Raw genomic sequence first — 18,776 nt, 5'->3', positions numbered from 1 at the left:
TTAATATAAATAAAAAATAATTAAACAAATTTTATGATTTTGACCAAATAAATAGGGTTTCTGGGTTTTACTTCCGTAATATTTCAGTAATTTTGCCTAACTTTTTTTTAAAATTTTCATGCAAACTCCACAAAAAATTGCAGTAGTCGGTTCCGGTTTAGTTGGTACATTATTGGCAATTTATCTTAAAAGACAAGGACATACCGTACATGTTTTTGACAGAAGTCCGGATATTAGAACGGTCGAGTTTTCAGGACGTTCCATTAATTTGGTGATGTCCAATCGCGGTTGGAAAGCTATGGCGGATGTGGGTTTGGATGATGAGATTCGGAAAATCGGAATTCCTGTAGACAAAAGAGCCATTCACTTAAAAGACGGCAAACTCAATTACCAATATTACGGCAAAGACGGCGAAGCTATCTATTCCCTGTCTCGTGGTATTTTAAATCGAAGAATGATTGACTTGGCGGAAGCAGAAGGCGTGGAATTCTTCTTCAACCATAAAATTTGGGACGTAACCTTATCTACAGCCACGTTGCATATGGGCGAAACGGAGAAAGGCGAGTGGACCGATTTGCAATACGATAAAGTTTTTGGAGCCGATGGTGCTTTTTCCAGAATTCGCCATCGAATGCAACGCCAAAGCATGTTTGATTACTCGCAAGAGTTCATGAAAATTGGTTATAAAGAATTACACATTCCGGCCAATTCCGACGGTACACATAAAATTGACCAAAATTCTTTGCATATCTGGCCTCGCGGTAACTTTATGCTAATGGCCTTAGCGAATTTAGACGGCAGTTTTACCTGTACATTGTTCATGCCTTTTGTAGGCGAAAATTCGTTTGAACAATTAAAAGATGAAGCGTCTTTAGTGGCTTTCTTCGCCAATTATTTTCCGGATACTAAGGAAGTGATACCGGATTTGGTGCGTGATTTCTTTAAGAATCCAACCAGTTATTTGGCCATCATGAAGTGTTATCCTTGGACGTTTGAAGACAAGGTTGCTTTGATAGGCGATGCTTCTCACGCCATAGTGCCTTTTTACGGGCACGGTATGAATGCTGGTTTTGAAGACATTACGGTGTTGAATGAAATGATGACAAAGTATGGTGACGATTGGCAAACCATTTTCTCCGAATACCAAAAGTCGCGTAAACCTAATGCTGATGCTATAGCCGAATTGTCGCTGCGCAATTTCATTGAAATGAGTACTAAGACCGCCGATTCCAACTTCTTATTGCAAAAGAAAATCGAAAAATGGTTCTCCGACAAGCATCCCGACAAATGGATGCCATTGTACAGTCGCGTTACCTTTAGTTTGCAACCCTATTCCGAAGCTCTGGCGATAGGCGATTTCCAGAATCAAATCATGGAACAAATCATGCAAATGCCGAATATTGAAGAAAAGTGGAATAGTGCAGAAGTCGAAAACAAAATCATTGATTTACTGAAGTAATTTTTTTAGGAGCTATTTCCGGCTGTGCGCTCTATCTTTTTACTTGTTCTCGATACTTTTGTTTTGTTTCTCGAATGCCTCGAGAAACAAAACAAAAACTCGAACTGACGTAAAAAGGATGCCGCTGCCATCCGGGCTAGGGCTTATTCTGCTTCCCGATGTACTTTCGTAAAATCAAATGCCGGCTGGCAAATCGCAATATATTCGCAAGGTTCCTCAAACGGATTGGAATACTGCACTCGTGTATTTTTTTCAATTTTGATTGATTGACCGGCTTCCAAGATTACGGTTTCATCTTCAATAATAAACTGCTTTTTCCCTGAAATAATGTAAGTGTATTCGTCGAACTCAGGCGTTTGAAAAGGCTCGCTCCAATGCGGCGGCGCAATCATGTGGGCAATAGATATATTATTGTTAGCAGTAGCTGCTTTCCCGTGGTGTTCTTCTATTAGTTTTCCATCTGTGGTTGGCACCACAAAAGGTGCTTTTTGGGTAAAGTACTTTTTCATAGTCTTTTAAATTAATCCCAAGTATATTTCCAACTACCATCTTTTTGTTTTTTCCAAACGGTATGAAAAACGCCTTTGAATTCGCGTTCTTTGCCTTGGAAATCTTTGATAGACCAAACGTAATTGCCGTAAGTATAACCCATGGTGCCATCGTTGGAAACATCAACATGAATGGGTGTCCAACTTACTTTAGCCGATTGGTATTTTTGATCGCTGTAGTACAGTTTGATGTTTTCTTTGCCGATAATCAGCGTGTCGTTTTCGCGTTTAATGACCGCATTACTGTCGGCAAACGTATAAAACGCTTCAGGGATACCTTTGGTTTGCGCCATGGTTTTGAAATCTTCTTCCGCTTTTAAAACTTCTTTCTTAAAAGGTTCTAAATCAACTTGGGTTACAACTTCTTTTTTGTTACAACTAAAAAAGGCAACCGTTAAGAGCGTTAAGGCTATTTTTTTCATAGTTTGATTATTTTTTAAAGATAAAATACACGGCCAATATTAAGAAAACAAAACCCACAGCATGATTCCATCGAAAGGTTTCGTTTTTGAAAAACAGCAGCGAAAAAATTACAAAAATGACAAGGGTTATCACTTCTTGTATGACTTTTAATTGCATCAGTGAAAACGGTCCGCCGTTGCCTTGAAAACCAATTTTGTTGGCCGGCACTTGAAAGCAATATTCAAACAAAGCCAATCCCCAACTGATTAAAATGATGGTAATCAATCCGGCGTTTTCAAACCATTTCAACTCTTTAAATTTGAGGTGTCCGTACCAAGCCAAGGTCATAAAAACATTGGACAGCACTAACAAACCTATGGTTAAAAATGACTTCATTATTTGCGGAACAATTTGTTTAAAATTCCGAATACGCCACGAATAAAAGTAGCGCTCGTTACTACTTTAGTCACAGACTTTCCAATAACTTCCGCAGTGCTCGGCTCGTTGCTTTTTCTGTCTTCTTGTTTTGTCTCGGCTTCAATCTCCGCTTGTTGATTGGCGGCTTCAATTTTTTGCGTTAGCATTTCGTAGGCACTTTCGCGGTCGATGGCTTCAGCGTATTTTTTAACCAACTTTGATTTGGCATTGATTTCCGCTATTTCTGCATCAGTTAGAATATCCATTCTGCTCACAGGGGCGCGCATCATAGTGGCTGCTAACGGAGTGGGAATTCCTTTTTCGTTTAAAGCCGTTACAAAAGCTTCACCGATTCCGAGAGACGTCAACACTTCGTCTGTTTTGTAATAATCGGAAATAGGATAATTTTCGGCGGTTTGTTTGATGGCTTGGCGGTCTTTGGCAGTAAAGGCTCTCAAAGCGTGTTGGATTTTCAGTCCCAATTGCGCCAAAACACTGGCCGGAACATCCATCGGATTTTGGGTGATGAAATACACGCCGATACCTTTGGAGCGAATCAGTTTGATAATGGTTTCGATTTGGTCGAGTAGGGCATCGCTGGCTTCATTAAAAATCAGGTGCGCTTCGTCTATAAAAATTACTAATTCCGGTTGATCTGCATCGCCTTTTTCCGGCATTTGTTGGTAAATTTCGGCTAACAAACTCAGCATGAAGGTCGAAAATAACTTGGGTTTGTCCTGAATATCGGTTAAACGAAGGATGTTTACGTAGCCTTTGCCGTTTTCATCGATGCGCATCAAATCGTCTATTTCAAACGACTTTTCGCCAAAGAAAATATCGCCACCTTGTTGTTCCAATTCGATTATTTTTCTTAGGATGATACCCGTAGTTGAAGTTGAAATTTTGCCGTAGTGTTCTTGAATTTCACCTTTGCCTTCTTCAGTGATGTAGTTGATGACTTTTTTGATGTCTTTCAAATCCAGTAAAGGCATTTGTTTGTCATCACAATATTTAAAAATCACCGCTACTACTCCGGCTTGAGTGTCGTTCAAATCGAGTATTCTGGAGAATAGAACAGGGCCGAATTCAGAGACAGTAGCTCTTAATCTAACGCCATTTTGTTGGGAAAGCGACAGCAATTCTACCGGGAAACTATCGGGTTGGTAGGGAAGATTGATTTTAGCGTGACGTTCTGTGATAAAAGGCTTTTCTTCACCTGCTTTAGCAATTCCGGAAAAATCCCCTTTAATGTCCATCATTAACACAGGGATTCCGTAAGAGGACAACTGTTCTGATAGGACTTGAATGCTTTTTGTTTTTCCAGTACCGGTCGCTCCGGCTATGAGTCCGTGACGGTTTAATGTTTTTAAAGGAACTTTAACCAATGTATTCGTCAAAGCTTCACCATTTAGTATGGCGCCGCCTAATGTAATGCTTTGACCTTTAAAGTTGTATCCTTCGTTTATGTATTTTGAAAATTCAGTTGTTGTAGTCATTTGAAATCTTATTGGTATAAAGGTAAAACAAAATAAGGTATTTTTTTTAAATGGATGAAATGTTAATTGTTTTCAGTTGACTAAAAAGAGTAACTGAAATTTTATAATTGTTAAATAAAGTTTCTACGGAAATACTTTTTTAACATTTTTCACGTTATATCTCTAAAGGTTGATTAAATCCTTGAAAATTAGACTTATTTTTATCTAATGTGTAATTATTGTTTTAAAACTGCGGAATGCCCTTAAAAATCTACCAATTGGTATATGTTATTAAAACCTAAAAAAATTTTTTTATTTCGAGTAAAAAATTAAATTTGCTACCATTCAAGTTTATTAACAACTAAAACTTATAATTTATTTAAAACTTTTAAAATTTAAAAAAATGGCAAACGTTAAAAAAGAATCTGGTTCAAACGGTTTAGGGATGATGTCAGGAATTATCATTGTAGCATGTATTTTTGTAGGATGGATAATTTGGCAATTTATAATGGGTAATGGCGCTAACTTTGAAGGAGGCGTAAATACAGGCCATCCGCTACCGGGTAATTATTTAGCAATGGTGTATAAAGGAGGGCCAATCGTACCGGTTTTGATGGGATTGTTTTTGATGGTAATTGTGTTCTCAATTGAGCGTTTCTTTGTAATCACTAAAGCAGGTGGTAAAGGAAACTTAGATACTTTCATGAGAAACGTACAAGCAAGTGTAAAAGCAGGAAACATTGATGATGCTATTGTAGCTTGTGACAAACAACAAGGTTCTGTAGCTAACTCTATCAAAGCAGCTTTGGTAAAATACCAAGAAGTTAAAAAAGAAGGGTTTACAAGCGAAGAAGCTTCTGAAACTATCCACAAAGAAATCGAGGAGGCTACTTCATTGGAAATGCCAATGTTAGAGAAAAACATGACTATCTTGTCAACTTTAGTAGCTTTAGGAACTTTGGCTGGGTTATTAGGAACTGTAACCGGTATGATTAAAGCGTTTGGTGCTTTGGCAACTGCTGGCACACCAGATCAGGCTGCGTTAGCAAACGGTATTTCTGAGGCTTTGATTAACACGGCTACAGGTATCGCTACATCAGCTTTAGCAATCATCACTTACAACTTCTTTACTTCTAAAATTGACACTTTAACTTACTCTATTGATGAGGCAGGTTCAACCATCGTGAACACTTACAGAAAATTCAGAGGAAGTTTAAAATCATAATTCTAACGAATTATAAAAATAAAAGAAGATAATGGCTAAAGTAAAATCGCATAAGGCAGCAGGTTCCATCGACATGACGGCGATGTGTGACGTGGCTTTCCTTTTACTTACCTTCTTTATCCTAACAGCTACTGCCAAAGCGCCCGAGCCGTTACCGGTAGACACGCCTTCTTCTACAGTACAAACTAAATTGCCGGAAACCGGATTAGTAATGATTACTGTAGGGAAAAGTGAAGGAAAAGAACAAGTGTTTTTTGGAATGAAAGACAGAGCTATCCGTTCAGGAGCTTTGGATTACATGGCACAGAAATATAAATTGACTTTTACAGAGGAAGAAAAAGCCCAATTCGCGTTAGTGGATGAGTTTGGTGTTCCGGTAGAAGGCTTGAAACAATTGCTGGCCATGAAAGCTTCTGATAGAGTGAAAAAAGGAGTACAATCCGGTATTCCTTGTGATTCTATCAACAATCAATTACAAGATTGGATACAAGGCGCTAGAAAAGCAAATATTGATGAAGGAGCTGATAAAGAACTTCAATTTGCTATCAAAGGCGATGCTAAAGAGTTATATCCTCAAATTAAAAGAGTGATGGATATTCTACAGGACCAAAAAATCAATAGCTTTAATTTAGTTACTGGTTTAAGAGGAAAAGATTATTAATATTAATAACAGTATAAAATGGCTGAATTAAATACCGGCGACGGCGGTGGCAAAAAAGGCAGTAAAAAAGTAAGAAGTAAAAAATCCAATGCCAAGGTAGACCTTACCGCTATGGTGGATTTAGCGTTCTTGTTGATTACTTTCTTTATGTTGACCACGTCACTTTCAAAGCCACAATCTATGGATTTAGGTTTGCCGGATAAAGAAGAAGATAAAACAAAAGAAAAGCCAATAAAGGTTGACCAAGTAAGAACAATGACAATTATACTTGGTAAAGACGATAAGATTAAATGGTTTCATGGTTTGTTAGAAAGTCCTGAACCGGGAGGATCACCAACCGATGCAGTATACGGAAAAAACGGAATTAGAAAAGAAATTTTAAAAAGAGTTGCTTCGATTCCACAAGCCACGGGTGATAGTAAGAAAGGAATGATAGTCATCATCAAACCTACCAAAAAAGCCACCTACAGAAACTTAGTTGATATCTTAGATGAAATGGCAATTTGCAATGTGCCTACTTATGCCATTGTAAATGATATTACTCCTGAAGAGCAAAAACTAGTAGATGAAATGAACAAGTAATGTCTTGTACTAATCTTTAAAAGTAAAAAAATGAAATTAGACTTATTTAAAAGACAGTGGATAGACATCGTTTTTGAGGGACGTAACAAAGCTTATGGAGCCTATGAGTTGCGTAAGGAAAACCCCAAAACTACTTTGCGTTCACTACTGATAGGAGCTGCAATTTTCGGATTAGCAGTGGCTTCTCCGTTGATTGCCGATTTGATTCCTGACAGCTCTGATGAAGATGTTAGTTTGGATAAAAAAATTGTGACAATTAAGTTGCCTCCAAAAGAAGAGCAACCTAAAGATTTACCACCACCTCCACCGCCGCCACCAAAAGTGGACCAAGTGAAATTCGTTAAGCCTGTAGTGGCTAAATCGGAGGAGATTGTTGAAGAACCACCTAAGATGGAAGAAATCAAGGATAAAAAAATTGGTGACGAAACCATCAAAGGAGATCCTGATGCGCCTTTAACGTTAGAAGATGCGGGAACAGGACCGGTACAGCAAGTTGTAGAAGAAGATAACAACATCTACAATACAGCAGGTATCGAGGTGAAACCGGATTTTCCGGGAGGTATTAATAAATTCTACTCTTATATTCAAAGAAATTTCCAGCCTGTAGATGATGAAAATTTCCCTGGAGGAAAAGTGTTTGTTAGTTTTGTTGTAGAAAAAGACGGTTCACTTACTGACATCAAAATACTTAGAGATGCTGGTTACGGCACCGGAAAAGAAGCGGAAAGAGTATTGAAGAAATGTCCTAAATGGGTTCCTGGTGAACAGAATGGAAAAAAAGTAAGGGTATTATATTCCTTACCAATTTCTTTACCAAAACCTGAATAAATGATTTCAAAATTCATTCAAAATTTCAAGAAGAAATCGCTTAAAGAGCGATTTCTTCTCGTTATTAGCTTATTGAACTTTTTGGCTTTTTGTGCGTTGGGATTACTCCTTTTATTTTGGGATAAACTCAAACTTAATTTGCCTAATAATTTACAACTCATAGTGGGTTGTTTGATAATAATTTTCGGATTTATACGTTTTATAACTCAGGTAAAAAGTTTAAACACTTCAGATGATGAATAGAGTAGCCAAAACCATAACCGGATTTTTTCTGTTAGCCTTACTGTTTGTCTTTTCCTGTCAAAAAAAGGGAGAAGGTCAATTGGATTCTATTATTGAAGGGAAGGCTACTATTTATGTAGATGAGTCTATCTTACCCATTATCGAAGATGAAGAAGCTGTTTTTGAAACCCAATACAATGCCAAGTTACACTTGGTGCCCAAATCGGAAAATGAAGTTTTGAATGCTATGTTTAACGATACGGCCACTATAGCAGTATTAACCAGAGATTTGACCAAAGAGGAATTGAAAGTATTCCAATCTAAAAAGATTAATCCTAAAATCACCCCTTTTGCTACAGATGCTGTGGCCTTAATAAGAAGCAAATCGTCTAATGATACTTTGATAGCTTTGCAAGAAGTAATCAGTTTTATCAAAGGAACTCCTTCCGGTAACATTAAAGGATTGGTGTTTGATAACGCTAATTCCAGTACGGTAAGATATATGTCGGATTTGGCAGGTGTTTCAGTAAATAATCAAAAAAATATATTTTCCTTCAAAACCAATCAGGAAGTAATAAAATATGTAGCAGAAAATGAAGGAATGATTGGTGTAATCGGAATCAACTGGATTTTTCAACCGCCTTTGGATTTACAAGAAACTGTTGATAAAGTCAATGTTTTAGGCGTGAAAGGAATTGACTCAGCCCAATTTGAGTTTCCTACTCAAGACAATCTTGCTCAAGGTAAATACCCTTTGGCACGTCATTTGTACATCGTCAATTGTCAAGGATATTCTGGCTTGGGAATGGGATTTGCTTCCTTCCTGGGTGGCGAAAGAGGACAGCGAATCATTCTAAAATCAGGCTTAGTTCCGGAGCGCGTACCTACCAGAAAAATCGTGATACGAAACAAAATAACTAAAGATAAAAATTAAAAATTGCAAGATGAAAAAGTTTAAAATATTCAGCTTAGCGTTAGTGGCAACCACAGTTGCAAATGCACAGGATTTAGAAACAGCGAAAAAGGCTATTGATGCTGAACAATTTGAAAAGGCTAAATCGTTATTGAAATCTGTAATACAAGCTAAACCTTCTAATGGTAGAGCTACTTTCTTGTTGGGTAATGTTTATCTAAAACAAAACATTGCCGACTCAGCAACTATTTACTTCCAAAAAGGATTAACAGCGACTGAAGGCGCTAAATTCAACAATATCGGTTTAGGTCAAATGGATTTAGATGCTAATAACTTGGCAGCGGCTAAAGCCAAGTTTGATTTAGTAACCAAAGATTTGAAAAAGAAAGATATTGAAGAGTACATTTATATTGCTCGTGCTTATATGAATGCGGACAAACCGAATTACAAAGCCGCAATCGAGATCTTAAACAAAGCAAAACTCGCTAATCCTAATGACGCTCAAGTACAATTGGCTTTAGGAGATGCTTACTACGGCGACAAAAATCAAAACGATGCTTATGTAGCTTACAGAAATGCTTACCAAGCTGACAACACGCTTTTAAGAGCCAAAATGCAATTGGGTGTTTTGTTAAAAGGTGCCAAAGCTTATACCGAAGCTGTTAAAGCATACAACGAAGTAATCGCAATCAATTCGAATTACGGACCGGTTTACCGTGAGTTAGCAGAGACTTACTATTTGTGGGGAAATAATGTACCTTCAACATATACAGAAAACATCCAGAAAGCCTTAGGTTTTTATGAAAAATACATGAGTTTGACCGATTATTCCATCACCTCTCGTATGCGTCATGCCGACTTCTTGATTTTGGCTAAAGATTACAAAGCCTTAGAGGTTGAAGCCAATAAGATGAAAGAAATTGATGGCGTGAATCCGAGAATTTTGAGATATTTAGGGTATTCGGCTTATGAAAATGGAAATATTGATGCCGCTATAAAAGCATTACAAGATTATACTGCTAATACGGCTAACAAGGTGATTCCAAGGGATTTTGTTTACTTAGGACAAGCCAAAATCAAAAAAGGAACCAGTGAAGATGGCAAATCAGTTGATCCAACTTTATTAGCTTCTGCTATTGAAGACATCAAAAGAGCTGTATCAACGGAGCCTTTAGTGGCAAACGAATTAAACGAATTGGGGAAAAAGTTATACGACCAAAAAGCTTTTGGTGCTGCAGCTGCAGTATTTGAAGTTGCGGTTTCAGTACCAACGTCCAAAAATTATTTGATTGATAATTTTTATTTAGGGAATGCCATTTATTATGATAACACTCGTAAAGATTTGGCTAAACCGGATCCAATTGCTTTGCAAAAAGCAGATGTTGCTTTTGGAAATGTAATTGCCGCTTCACCTAATACGGCAGATGCTTATATCTTTAAAGCCAGAACAAATAACTTGTTGCAAAATGACGAAGTTATGGCTGCCAATTATCAGTTGTATATAGATACTGTAACTGCAAAAGGAGAGGCCGAAATCACTAAAAACAAAGCTAAATTTATTGAAGCTTACAACAATATGGCTGCACACTTTGCCAATACAGATAAAGCCAAAGCCAAAGAACTATTCAACAAAACATTAGCTTTAGATCCAACTAACAACTACGCAACCGAATCATTGAAGTTGTTGAAATAATATCAGATAAAAGTTTTGATACAAAACCGTCTTTTTTGAAAGACGGTTTTTTTTATTTTGTCATTTCATTTTTTCAAATTAACTCTCTTCTAAAATAAGTATCTTTGTCCGTTAGAAATTAATTATGTTGTCAAAAGAAATACAAGTCGCCGTAGATAAGGGTGAAATGCTTCCGTTGATGGAAGAATTTTATACCATACAAGGAGAAGGTTTTCACACCGGAACCGCCGCTTATTTTATCCGAATCGGTGGCTGTGATGTGGGCTGTCATTGGTGTGACGTAAAAGAAAGTTGGAATGCCGAATTACACCCGCCTACACCAACGGATGCTATAGTTGAAAATGCTTCAAAGTATGCCGATACTGTTGTGGTCACAGGTGGAGAACCGCTGACTTGGGACATGACTTTACTCACCAAAAAGTTAAAAGAAAAAAACCGAAAGGTACACATCGAAACTTCAGGAGCGTATCCTGTTTCCGGACAGTGGGATTGGTTTTGCTTATCGCCTAAAAAGAACAAACTACCGGTGGCTGATGCTTATCAAATAGCCAACGAGCTTAAAGTAATCATCTACAACAAACACGATTTTATTTTTGCCGAGGAACAAGCGGCTAAAGTCAATCCCAATGCTATTCTTTTCCTGCAACCCGAATGGAGCAAAAAAGAAGAAATGACGCCGTTGATTGTAGATTATGTAATGAAAAACCCTAAATGGAGAGTGTCATTGCAAACCCATAAATATTTAAATATCCCATAGCAATGACCAAACTTTTTTGCCAATATCTATTGGCACTTCTTTTTCCGATTTTCGTTTTTGCCCAAGTGGATGGTGAAGATGAAGTGTACTTATCTGGTGATTTAATTGAAGCCAAATTTAAAGGTGGCGGATTGGAAAACTTTGGCGCTTTTGTTAGTGAGGAATTCGATTATAAAAAAGTTACCAAAGAAGGTACGATGGTTGCTGCTTTTACTATAGATAAGGAAGGCAATGTAAGTGGGATCAAGATTGTTCAAATGCTCGATACAGAGTCGGCTAAAGAAATGATACGAGTATTGAAATTGTGCCCGAAATGGGAACCGGCTAAGCGTGGTGGTAAACCGGTAAGCATCGAAATAAAATACCCTATGACCTTTGCCACAAAAGAAAAGTCCAGTCCTTTAACGGTTGTTCCACACGATCAAACACCAACAGTTAATAATCTTACGGAAGATAATAATCTTTACAATACCGCCGGAGTTGAAAAGAAACCCGATTTTCCAGGCGGTCTCCAAGAGTTTTATAAATATATCAGTAAAAATTTCAGAGTGCCGAATGTTAAAGGATTGCAAGGTAAAGTTTTTGTAACCTTCGTAGTTGAAAAAGACGGAAGCATTGCAAACATCAAAGTAATTAAAGACATCGGTCATGGTACACAAGAGGAAGCCATAAGGGTAATGACAGCCAGTCCGAAATGGATTCCGGGGGAACAATTGGGTAAAAAAGTCAGAGTGCTCTATTCTTTACCTATATCAATCATGTCCAGATAAATTAGTAACCATTATTTTAAAGTTCAATACAATGAAAAAAATCCTATTTACTTTAGTTTTAGTGTTGGCCACACAATTCGCTTTTTCACAAGACAAACCCTCCAAAGCAGAGGTTGAACAAGTAATCGAAAAGAGCGGCGCTTCAGGCCAAATGGCTGCTGCCAAAAAGCAAGTTTTAAGTATGATTCCCAAAGAAAAGCAAGCCGCATTTGTAGTGGAATTTGATGCTTTAATAAAAAAAGTTAGTGATGCTACAGTAGAGTTGTACATTCAAGAATACACCAAAGAAGATATCAAAGCGATGTTGGCTTTTTACAACAGCCCGGTTGGAAAGAAAATGGCCGAGAAATCTGAAATCATAGCCCAAAAATCTCAAGAAAGCATGGTGGCCTTACAAGGCGAAATGCAGGCTTTGGTGATGAAGTATATGCAGTAAAAATAGAAATCAAGTTTCCTATGAGCTTTAGGAAAAAGTAACAGGCGCGACATGAAAATCATTTACACAATCCTGCTTTTTAGTTCGGCTTTATTCGCAAAGGCGCAAGAAGTAAACTTACCAACAGAAACAATAGAATCAACCTATAGTTTAATGACTTTGGAGGTAAAGCCTGAATTTCAGGGCGGAATGGAAGAGTTTTACAAATATATTGGTCAAAACTTCAAAGTTCCAAAGAATAAAGATTTTTTCGGCGGTAGGGTAATTGTGTCATTTGTAATTGAAAAAGACGGTTCAGTAACTGAAGTGAAGGTTTTGAAAGATTGCGGTTTCGGTACGGCGGAAGAAGCCAAAAGAGTTTTACTCAATTGTCCGAAATGGAAACCGGCCACTCAGAAAAATGTTCCGGTTCGTTGTCAGTATGCTTTACCAATAAATGTAACCCGAAATTAATAGACTATCCCAAACTTGTTTTGGGATTTTTTATTTTTACACTTTAATCATCAATCAAAAAACATGAATACTTCCCAATTTTTATTAGATTCTAATATTACCTTTTTAAATCACGGTTCTTTTGGTGCCTGTCCGCAACCCATTTTTATCGAATTCCAACGATTCCAACGCGAACTCGAATTAGATCCGGTTCATTTTATTCAAAAAAAATTACCGATTTACCTCAAGCAAGCCAAAGCGCCTTTAGCGGAGTTTATTGGCTGTAACCCAAAAGACTTTTTCTTTGTTCCCAATCCTACTGTTGCCGTCAATACCGTAATGCGCAGTTTGCAATTGCAACCCGGAGACGAAATTTTAGCAACCAATCACGAGTATGGTGCTATGGACAGAACGTGGCACTTTTACTGTGAAAAATCAGGCGTGAAGTATGTCCGTCAACCGATAACCTTGCCTGTAGTTTCCAAAGAACAAATCATAGCAGAATTTTGGAAAGGCTACACCAGTAAAACCAAAGTGGTGTTTTTAAATCACATTTCGAGTTCAACCGCTTTGATTTTTCCGGTGAAGGAAATTTGCGATAAAGCGCAAGAGTTAGGATTGATTACGATAATCGATGGCGCTCACGTTCCCGGTCATATTGATTTAAATTTAACCGAATTAAATCCGGATTTCTATACCGGCACTTTGCACAAATGGATGTTGGCGCCTAAAGGCAGTTCGTTTTTGTATGTGAAAAAGGAATTCCAAGACGATATTGATCCATTGGTAGTGAGTTGGGGTTACGAAAGTTTGGCGCCCGGTGAAAGTCGGTTTTTAGATTACCACGAATACCAAGGTACCAACGACCATTCAGCTTTTTTGTGTACGCCTACGGTTATCAACTTCTTAAAAGAAAATGACTGGAAAACCAAATCGGAAGCATGTAAACAAATCGTTTTCGAGAATTACCAACGCTTTTGCGATTTACTCCAAACACAACCCATTGCACCGATTACTTCCGAATTTTTAGGGCAAATGGCCAGCATTCCGGTAAAAACAAGTAAGCCCGCCGAGTTGAAAGATTTGCTCTATGATCAATACAAAATTCAAATTCCGGTGATGCCGTTGAACGACAAAGTGTATTTAAGATATTCGATTAATGCCTACAATACTCAAGAAGATTTAGAGGTGTTGTACCGTGCTTTAGAAGATATCTTGAAAACAACGGATTTGATTGCACGCTAAATTCCTAGCCCGGATTGGAGTGGAAATCCTTTTTGTTTTTACTTTAAAAACAAAAAGATTGGAACGCAAAGCCGGATTAAGCTCCTAAAGAAGTCTCGCCAAATAATCAAAATGATTGCCTTCGAGCAGCAATTCGCATTGCAAACCATTGGCATGCGCGGCATTTTGCAGGGTGTTGTAATCGAGATACAACCAAGGGAAAGTGTCTTCAGTTTGCCCTTTATAACTTACGTTGAAAGTCAGCTCGCCGTAATAGCCATCTGCCGGAACTATGTAAGCGCCGTCTTCGTCTTGGTCGAACATATAAATAATATCGGAACTATCAATTAGAATCTGGCCGTTAGGCGTTAAAAGCGATTTGAGTTTTTGCAAGTATTTAGAGGTTTCAGCTAAGGTTCCGAAGATTCCCGTGCCGTTCATGAGTAAAAGTATGGTATCGAATTGTTCGTTTTCCAACTCCAACAAATGTTGTATGCGAGCATCTTTTACACCGCGCAACTGACAAGTTTGAATGGCTTTTGGCGAAATATCGATAGCCGTTACTTCAAACCCTTTTTGTTGTAAGTACACACTGTGGCTGCCGGCACCGCAACCTACATCGAGGATTTTGCCTTTGGCGAGTTGGAGCGCTTTTTTTTCGATTTTCGGCATTTCCCGATACGTGCGAAACAAATAGGCTACGCTCATCTCATCGGCTTCGGAAATGCTGGTTTCCGTAATCAAATCTTCCGGAGCATTTTGGGTTTGGTAATCAAGTATGGCTTGGCCGAATAAATCTTTCATTTGTTGTTAATCTTATTTTAAAGGTCAAATGCAGTCGCTTCGCTCGTGTCATAAGTGAGTTACTGTGTGACTGAGTTGCTGAGATACTGAGTTTTTGAATGTTTTTACAGGTGGTTTGTTCAAAGTTATTTAATTTTGCGGTATGAGTTTGAAGCCTTCCTTAAACGAAATCCAAAAGTTAGCCAAAGATAAGCATATCGAAAACAAAAAGTATTTTGATAAGCTGAAAAAGAAAACACCGAAAAATTTAGACTACGTGATGCAGGATTTGCATGAAGCCGAGTTTAAACGAACGGATTGTTTGACTTGTGCCAACTGTTGCAAAACCACCGGGCCTTTGTTTACTTTGGCTGATATCGAGCGAATTGCCAAACATTTCAAGCAGAAACCACAACAGTTTATTGACCAATATTTGCGCATAGACGAAGATAACGATTACGTATTGCAAAGCGTGCCGTGTACGTTTTTAGATGCCCAAAATTACTGTATGATTTATGACGTTCGCCCGAAAGCTTGTCGCGAGTTCCCACACACCGACAGAAAGAAATTCCAACAAATTTCAGATTTGACGTTGAAGAATGTCGCCATTTGTCCGGCAGCTTACAACATAGTAGAAGAAATGAAGAAAAAATTACCGTTATGACGATAGTGTACAAATCTAAAATCGATTGGTGGTTGATTATCCTTATTGGAGGGCTTTTCGGTTATCCTGTAATAGAAGGTATAGTCAACAAAGATTACCTGATGTCGTTGGTGTTTTTTGGCTTGTTAATTTTAATTTTTTTCATGTTTTGGTCTATTCAATACAAAATAGTAGGCGAACAACTCAAAGTTTGGACTACCAAAATCGACATCCATTCGATTAAAAAAGTATACCGCACCAACAATCCACTCAGTTCGCCTGCTTTATCGCTGGATCGAATTGCCATTGTTTACAATAAATACGATGAAATCCTGATTTCGCCTAAAGACCGATCGGCTTTTATAGCGCACTTGCTTAGCATCAATCCTAATATTGTGGTGACCTTATAATAAACTGACGCTTTTTTCGTTTTGATAGAAAAGAAGCGTTATGAAAAAAGTAGCCCGTTACCTGATACTGATTTATATCTTTTCCCTTTTTCTGTCGTTTGTTGGCTATTGGTTAGACTCGGATGAACCGCAAAATACTTTGCCCTACCAAATGTACGAAGTGTTTATGCTCTCAATATTCTTGTTCGGATTGCTTTCCGGATTGTTTTGTGTACTTTATTTAATGTTCTCTTTTTTCAAATCGCTGATGCAAAAGGAAAATCAATACAGTAAATAAGATTTCCGCATGGCTTTAAAAACTTCGAGGTCTTTTTGCCAAGAGGCTCTGATGTCTGCCTCCGAAGTCCCGGCCATAATTTGTTGCTGTAGTTTTTTAGTCCCGGCCAATTTGGTAAAAAAATCATTAAAAAACTTGGATTGATCCGCTGTATTTTGATAGGCTTTAATCAGCCATTTTAGTTCCAATCGGCTTACTTTTTTAATTTGAGTCAAATCTTCGCCATAACAAAGTTGGTCTTTGTGCATCGGTTCTTTGGCGCCGAAATTCGGCACCGGTGTAAAACTAAAGTCACTTTTCGGTAAAAACGGTGAGCCGTAAATTTGGAATTGCTTTTCAGTGCCGCGGCCTACACTCACATTCGTCCCTTCAAACAAACACAAACTCGCATATAAATTGATGGCTTGGTCGTTGGGTAAATTCGGCGATGGTTTCACGGGCAAGGAATACGGCATTTCTCGATTATAATTTAAACACGGAATCACAGTCAACTGACATTGAACCTCGTTTTTCAACCATTTTTCGCCGTTAATCATTTGCGCGTATTCGCCAATCGTCATTCCATGAAGCAACGGAATAGGATGCATACCCACAAAACTGGTATATTCTTTTTCCAATAGCGGTCCGTCAACAATACTGCCATTAGGATTTGGCCTGTCCAAAACCAGCAACGGAATATTATTTTCTGCACAAGCTTCCATAATATAATGTAAGGAAGAAATGTAAGTGTAGAATCTTGCGCCCACATCTTGCAAATCAAAAACCATAATATCTATACCGGCCAATTGTTCCGGTTTGGGTTTTTTGTTGTTGCCGTATAGTGAAATAATCGGCAAGCCGGTTTTGGTGTCTTTGCCGTCTTTAATCAATTCGCCTGCATCAGCTGTGCCGCGAAAACCGTGTTCGGGGGCGTAGATTTTTTGAACGTTTACTTTTTGTGCCAAAAGAAAATCGACTACATGGGTTTTGTCAGAAAGAATTCCGGTTTGATTGGTTACGATGCCGACTTTTTTGTCTTTTAGTAAAGGTAAATATGCATTTGTGTTGTCGGCTCCGGTTTGAACCTCGACTTTTACATTTTTAGGAAGAGTAGCTTCGGCATTATCCCTTATGCCTTCTCCCTTTTGACTGCCACACGAAACCATTAGCAAAACCGAGAATAAAACTGTATTTTTGAACACCAAATTTGAAATCATACCGTTGAAATTAGAATATTTTATAGCGAAAAGACTCATTACTACTAAAGACCATAAAAGTAGTATATCCGCGCCAATAATAAAAATTGCCATTACCGCCATAGCACTCGGAATGATCATGATGATGGTTTCCATAGCTACCGGTATGGGCTTGCAACAAAAGATACGCCAAAAAGTTTCAGCCTTCAACGGACATATTATTATTTCAGGTTATAACGATAACAATTCGGATGTCAGTACGACACCGGTTTCTAAAAAGCAAAACTTTTATCCTAAGTTCACCTCGGTCGATGGTATTGCACACATTCAAGCTGTAGCCAGCAAAGCCGGAATCATCCGAACCGAAACCGCTTTTGAAGGTGTCATCTTTAAAGGTGTCGGCGCCGACTACGATACAGCCAACCTAAAGGAATATTTGGTGGCCGGAAGATTGCCCAATTTCAAAAGCAATCTCAATGAAGAGGTTTTAATCTCGCAATACCTGGCCAATCGATTAGGCTTAAAAAACAACGATACATTCGTAACCTATTTCATGAAAGAAAACGGCGAAGGTTATAACCTTCGCAATTTTAAAATAGTAGGTGTGTACAATTCCGGCTTTCAGGAATTCGATGCTACTTATGTTATTGGCGATATTCGCCATGTGCAACGAATCAACAAATGGAAACCCGATGAAGTCGGCGCCTTCGAAGTTTTTGTTAACGATTTTACCCAAATCGAGCAAAAAGGTCAAGAAGTGTATCAAGAAACCTCTTCTACACTCGATTCCCAAACTATAGTCGAAAAATACTATTACATCTTCGAATGGCTAAAACTTTTCGACGTTAATATATTGGTCATCTTAATTGTCATGATTGCTGTTTCAACTATTAATATGGTAGTAGCGCTTTTGGTCCTCATTTTAGAAAGAACCCAAATGATCGGTATCCTAAAATCACTCGGCGCCAACAACTGGTCCATCCGAAAAATATTCCTCTACAATGCAGCTTACTTAATCGGCAGAGGTTTATTATGGGGTAATGGCATCGGGTTGACTTTACTATTGCTTCAAAAATACTTCGGCATCATCAAACTCAATCCGGAAAGTTACTATGTTAATGAAGCGCCGGTCGACATCAACCTGTTCTATCTATTGCTCCTCAATATCGGAACTGTTGTAGTTTGTTTGGTGGTTTTGCTCATTCCTTCTTATATCATTACCAAAATCACACCGTCAAAATCCATCCGTTTCGAATAATTTTTCTTTTGTAGCGAAAGGCTCGGGCTTTATTTGCGGTCTGCATTCCCGCTTTTCGGGCTACGCGGTAGCCTCTTCAATCGGGGCTAAACAGTTAACTTTTGTTTTGTATTTGTAAAGATTTGCAAAAAGATTGGCTACAAGAATCATATTATCAGTGGTTTAAAAAAAAGTCAAAAAAAGGTT

At 38.1% G+C, this 18,776-nt stretch carries 22 protein-coding genes; 16 read left to right on the top strand and 6 right to left on the bottom strand.

Features of this window, described 5'->3' with window-relative positions:
• Positions 1–118: 118 nt before the first annotated feature.
• Entirely contained in the window at positions 119–1,459 is a 1,341-nt protein-coding gene (locus Q0M21_RS00885; protein ID WP_295333371.1) for an NAD(P)/FAD-dependent oxidoreductase, read from the top strand.
• A 143-nt stretch (positions 1,460–1,602) separates the two neighbouring features.
• Here Q0M21_RS00885 and Q0M21_RS00880 read toward each other — a convergent pair whose 3' ends face one another.
• From Q0M21_RS00880 to Q0M21_RS00865, 4 genes are read right to left on the bottom strand one after another with little or no spacing between them, the layout of a single operon-like run.
• Positions 1,603–1,968, bottom strand: a complete 366-nt coding sequence (locus tag Q0M21_RS00880; protein WP_295333368.1) for a cupin domain-containing protein — start codon at positions 1,966–1,968, stop codon at positions 1,603–1,605.
• Positions 1,969–1,979: 11 nt separating this feature from the next.
• Positions 1,980–2,429, bottom strand: a complete 450-nt coding sequence (locus tag Q0M21_RS00875) for a DUF4440 domain-containing protein (RefSeq protein ID WP_295333365.1) — start codon at positions 2,427–2,429, stop codon at positions 1,980–1,982.
• Positions 2,430–2,436: 7 nt separating this feature from the next.
• The gene (locus tag Q0M21_RS00870) at positions 2,437–2,805 is read right to left on the bottom strand and encodes a DMT family protein (RefSeq protein ID WP_290874954.1); all 369 of its coding nucleotides are present in this window, start codon (positions 2,803–2,805) and stop codon (positions 2,437–2,439) included.
• Positions 2,805–4,322 (bottom strand): helicase HerA-like domain-containing protein, encoded by a 1,518-nt coding sequence (locus Q0M21_RS00865; RefSeq protein ID WP_295333358.1) that lies wholly within the window; start codon positions 4,320–4,322, stop codon positions 2,805–2,807. The genes Q0M21_RS00870 and Q0M21_RS00865 overlap by 1 nt, the downstream gene beginning before the upstream one ends.
• A 382-nt stretch (positions 4,323–4,704) precedes the next feature.
• On the opposite strand from Q0M21_RS00865, the gene Q0M21_RS00860 reads away from it, so the two are divergent.
• The 11 genes from Q0M21_RS00860 (at position 4,705) to Q0M21_RS00810 (ending at position 14,065) form a co-directional block, all read left to right on the top strand.
• Positions 4,705–5,526: a MotA/TolQ/ExbB proton channel family protein gene (locus tag Q0M21_RS00860; protein ID WP_295333345.1), complete on the top strand. Its 822-nt coding sequence runs from the start codon at positions 4,705–4,707 to the stop codon at positions 5,524–5,526.
• A gap of 31 nt (positions 5,527–5,557) precedes the next feature.
• Positions 5,558–6,187, top strand: coding sequence for a biopolymer transporter ExbD (locus Q0M21_RS00855; RefSeq protein ID WP_295333342.1), 630 nt, complete (start codon positions 5,558–5,560; stop codon positions 6,185–6,187).
• Between the two features lie 18 nt (positions 6,188–6,205).
• On the top strand, positions 6,206–6,769 hold the full coding sequence (locus Q0M21_RS00850; protein WP_295333340.1) for a biopolymer transporter ExbD: 564 nt from the start codon (positions 6,206–6,208) through the stop codon (positions 6,767–6,769).
• 30 nt (positions 6,770–6,799) lie between these two features.
• Positions 6,800–7,597, top strand: a complete 798-nt coding sequence (locus Q0M21_RS00845; RefSeq protein ID WP_295333338.1) for an energy transducer TonB — start codon at positions 6,800–6,802, stop codon at positions 7,595–7,597.
• A 232-nt stretch (positions 7,598–7,829) separates the two neighbouring features.
• Positions 7,830–8,753: a PstS family phosphate ABC transporter substrate-binding protein gene (locus Q0M21_RS00840; protein ID WP_295333336.1), complete on the top strand. Its 924-nt coding sequence runs from the start codon at positions 7,830–7,832 to the stop codon at positions 8,751–8,753.
• Between the two features lie 10 nt (positions 8,754–8,763).
• The gene (locus tag Q0M21_RS00835) at positions 8,764–10,425 is read left to right on the top strand and encodes a tetratricopeptide repeat protein (RefSeq protein ID WP_295333335.1); all 1,662 of its coding nucleotides are present in this window, start codon (positions 8,764–8,766) and stop codon (positions 10,423–10,425) included.
• Positions 10,426–10,549: 124 nt separating this feature from the next.
• On the top strand, positions 10,550–11,182 hold the full coding sequence (locus tag Q0M21_RS00830) for a 7-carboxy-7-deazaguanine synthase QueE (protein ID WP_295333333.1): 633 nt from the start codon (positions 10,550–10,552) through the stop codon (positions 11,180–11,182).
• A gap of 2 nt (positions 11,183–11,184) precedes the next feature.
• Positions 11,185–11,952 carry an energy transducer TonB gene (locus Q0M21_RS00825; RefSeq protein ID WP_295333331.1) on the top strand — a complete coding sequence of 256 codons (768 nt, stop codon included), beginning with the start codon at positions 11,185–11,187 and terminating at the stop codon, positions 11,950–11,952.
• A gap of 31 nt (positions 11,953–11,983) precedes the next feature.
• Positions 11,984–12,388: a DUF2059 domain-containing protein gene (locus Q0M21_RS00820; protein ID WP_295333328.1), complete on the top strand. Its 405-nt coding sequence runs from the start codon at positions 11,984–11,986 to the stop codon at positions 12,386–12,388.
• A gap of 51 nt (positions 12,389–12,439) precedes the next feature.
• Positions 12,440–12,841: an energy transducer TonB gene (locus Q0M21_RS00815; protein WP_295333326.1), complete on the top strand. Its 402-nt coding sequence runs from the start codon at positions 12,440–12,442 to the stop codon at positions 12,839–12,841.
• A 63-nt stretch (positions 12,842–12,904) separates the two neighbouring features.
• The gene (locus tag Q0M21_RS00810; protein WP_295333324.1) at positions 12,905–14,065 is read left to right on the top strand and encodes an aminotransferase class V-fold PLP-dependent enzyme; all 1,161 of its coding nucleotides are present in this window, start codon (positions 12,905–12,907) and stop codon (positions 14,063–14,065) included.
• 84 nt (positions 14,066–14,149) lie between these two features.
• Here Q0M21_RS00810 and Q0M21_RS00805 read toward each other — a convergent pair whose 3' ends face one another.
• On the bottom strand, positions 14,150–14,848 hold the full coding sequence (locus tag Q0M21_RS00805) for a bifunctional 2-polyprenyl-6-hydroxyphenol methylase/3-demethylubiquinol 3-O-methyltransferase UbiG (RefSeq protein WP_295333322.1): 699 nt from the start codon (positions 14,846–14,848) through the stop codon (positions 14,150–14,152).
• A gap of 148 nt (positions 14,849–14,996) precedes the next feature.
• On the opposite strand from Q0M21_RS00805, the gene Q0M21_RS00800 reads away from it, so the two are divergent.
• The 3 genes from Q0M21_RS00800 to Q0M21_RS00790 are packed head-to-tail and all read left to right on the top strand — an operon-like array spanning position 14,997 to position 16,157.
• The gene (locus Q0M21_RS00800) at positions 14,997–15,491 is read left to right on the top strand and encodes a YkgJ family cysteine cluster protein (RefSeq protein WP_295333476.1); all 495 of its coding nucleotides are present in this window, start codon (positions 14,997–14,999) and stop codon (positions 15,489–15,491) included.
• The gene (locus Q0M21_RS00795; RefSeq protein WP_295333320.1) at positions 15,488–15,880 is read left to right on the top strand and encodes a PH domain-containing protein; all 393 of its coding nucleotides are present in this window, start codon (positions 15,488–15,490) and stop codon (positions 15,878–15,880) included. Before Q0M21_RS00800 ends, Q0M21_RS00795 begins: the two co-directional genes overlap by 4 nt.
• Before the next feature lie 40 nt (positions 15,881–15,920).
• Positions 15,921–16,157: a hypothetical protein gene (locus tag Q0M21_RS00790; protein ID WP_295333318.1), complete on the top strand. Its 237-nt coding sequence runs from the start codon at positions 15,921–15,923 to the stop codon at positions 16,155–16,157.
• Here Q0M21_RS00790 and Q0M21_RS00785 read toward each other — a convergent pair.
• Complete coding sequence (locus Q0M21_RS00785; protein ID WP_295333315.1) at positions 16,142–17,353, bottom strand: DUF1343 domain-containing protein; 1,212 nt, start codon at positions 17,351–17,353, stop codon at positions 16,142–16,144. The genes Q0M21_RS00790 and Q0M21_RS00785 overlap by 16 nt on opposite strands.
• A 4-nt stretch (positions 17,354–17,357) precedes the next feature.
• Here Q0M21_RS00785 and Q0M21_RS00780 point away from each other — a divergent pair, with 4 nt between their 5' ends.
• Entirely contained in the window at positions 17,358–18,590 is a 1,233-nt protein-coding gene (locus tag Q0M21_RS00780) for an FtsX-like permease family protein (protein WP_295333473.1), read from the top strand.
• The last annotated feature ends 186 nt before the right edge of the window (positions 18,591–18,776 follow it).

The organism is Flavobacterium sp., from assembly GCF_024710485.1.
In the GTDB taxonomy this organism is placed as follows: Bacteria; Bacteroidota; Bacteroidia; order Flavobacteriales; family Flavobacteriaceae; genus Flavobacterium.
The sequence above is the reverse complement of the archived record's forward strand: the minus strand, read 5'-3'. Positions and strand labels throughout refer to the sequence as shown.

What these genes read in the sequence shown, in the direction of transcription:
- Q0M21_RS00885 (WP_295333371.1), top strand. Translation starts at nt 119, where the DNA reads ATGCAAACTCCACAAAAAATTGCAGTAGTCGGTTCCGGTTTAGTTGGT.
- Q0M21_RS00880 (WP_295333368.1), bottom strand. Translation starts at nt 1,968, where the DNA reads ATGAAAAAGTACTTTACCCAAAAAGCACCTTTTGTGGTGCCAACCACA.
- Q0M21_RS00875 (WP_295333365.1), bottom strand. Translation starts at nt 2,429, where the DNA reads ATGAAAAAAATAGCCTTAACGCTCTTAACGGTTGCCTTTTTTAGTTGT.
- Q0M21_RS00870 (WP_290874954.1), bottom strand. Translation starts at nt 2,805, where the DNA reads ATGAAGTCATTTTTAACCATAGGTTTGTTAGTGCTGTCCAATGTTTTT.
- Q0M21_RS00865 (WP_295333358.1), bottom strand. Translation starts at nt 4,322, where the DNA reads ATGACTACAACAACTGAATTTTCAAAATACATAAACGAAGGATACAAC.
- Q0M21_RS00860 (WP_295333345.1), top strand. Translation starts at nt 4,705, where the DNA reads ATGGCAAACGTTAAAAAAGAATCTGGTTCAAACGGTTTAGGGATGATG.
- Q0M21_RS00855 (WP_295333342.1), top strand. Translation starts at nt 5,558, where the DNA reads ATGGCTAAAGTAAAATCGCATAAGGCAGCAGGTTCCATCGACATGACG.
- Q0M21_RS00850 (WP_295333340.1), top strand. Translation starts at nt 6,206, where the DNA reads ATGGCTGAATTAAATACCGGCGACGGCGGTGGCAAAAAAGGCAGTAAA.
- Q0M21_RS00845 (WP_295333338.1), top strand. Translation starts at nt 6,800, where the DNA reads ATGAAATTAGACTTATTTAAAAGACAGTGGATAGACATCGTTTTTGAG.
- Q0M21_RS00840 (WP_295333336.1), top strand. Translation starts at nt 7,830, where the DNA reads ATGATGAATAGAGTAGCCAAAACCATAACCGGATTTTTTCTGTTAGCC.
- Q0M21_RS00835 (WP_295333335.1), top strand. Translation starts at nt 8,764, where the DNA reads ATGAAAAAGTTTAAAATATTCAGCTTAGCGTTAGTGGCAACCACAGTT.
- Q0M21_RS00830 (WP_295333333.1), top strand. Translation starts at nt 10,550, where the DNA reads ATGTTGTCAAAAGAAATACAAGTCGCCGTAGATAAGGGTGAAATGCTT.
- Q0M21_RS00825 (WP_295333331.1), top strand. Translation starts at nt 11,185, where the DNA reads ATGACCAAACTTTTTTGCCAATATCTATTGGCACTTCTTTTTCCGATT.
- Q0M21_RS00820 (WP_295333328.1), top strand. Translation starts at nt 11,984, where the DNA reads ATGAAAAAAATCCTATTTACTTTAGTTTTAGTGTTGGCCACACAATTC.
- Q0M21_RS00815 (WP_295333326.1), top strand. Translation starts at nt 12,440, where the DNA reads ATGAAAATCATTTACACAATCCTGCTTTTTAGTTCGGCTTTATTCGCA.
- Q0M21_RS00810 (WP_295333324.1), top strand. Translation starts at nt 12,905, where the DNA reads ATGAATACTTCCCAATTTTTATTAGATTCTAATATTACCTTTTTAAAT.
- Q0M21_RS00805 (WP_295333322.1), bottom strand. Translation starts at nt 14,848, where the DNA reads ATGAAAGATTTATTCGGCCAAGCCATACTTGATTACCAAACCCAAAAT.
- Q0M21_RS00795 (WP_295333320.1), top strand. Translation starts at nt 15,488, where the DNA reads ATGACGATAGTGTACAAATCTAAAATCGATTGGTGGTTGATTATCCTT.
- Q0M21_RS00790 (WP_295333318.1), top strand. Translation starts at nt 15,921, where the DNA reads ATGAAAAAAGTAGCCCGTTACCTGATACTGATTTATATCTTTTCCCTT.
- Q0M21_RS00785 (WP_295333315.1), bottom strand. Translation starts at nt 17,353, where the DNA reads ATGATTTCAAATTTGGTGTTCAAAAATACAGTTTTATTCTCGGTTTTG.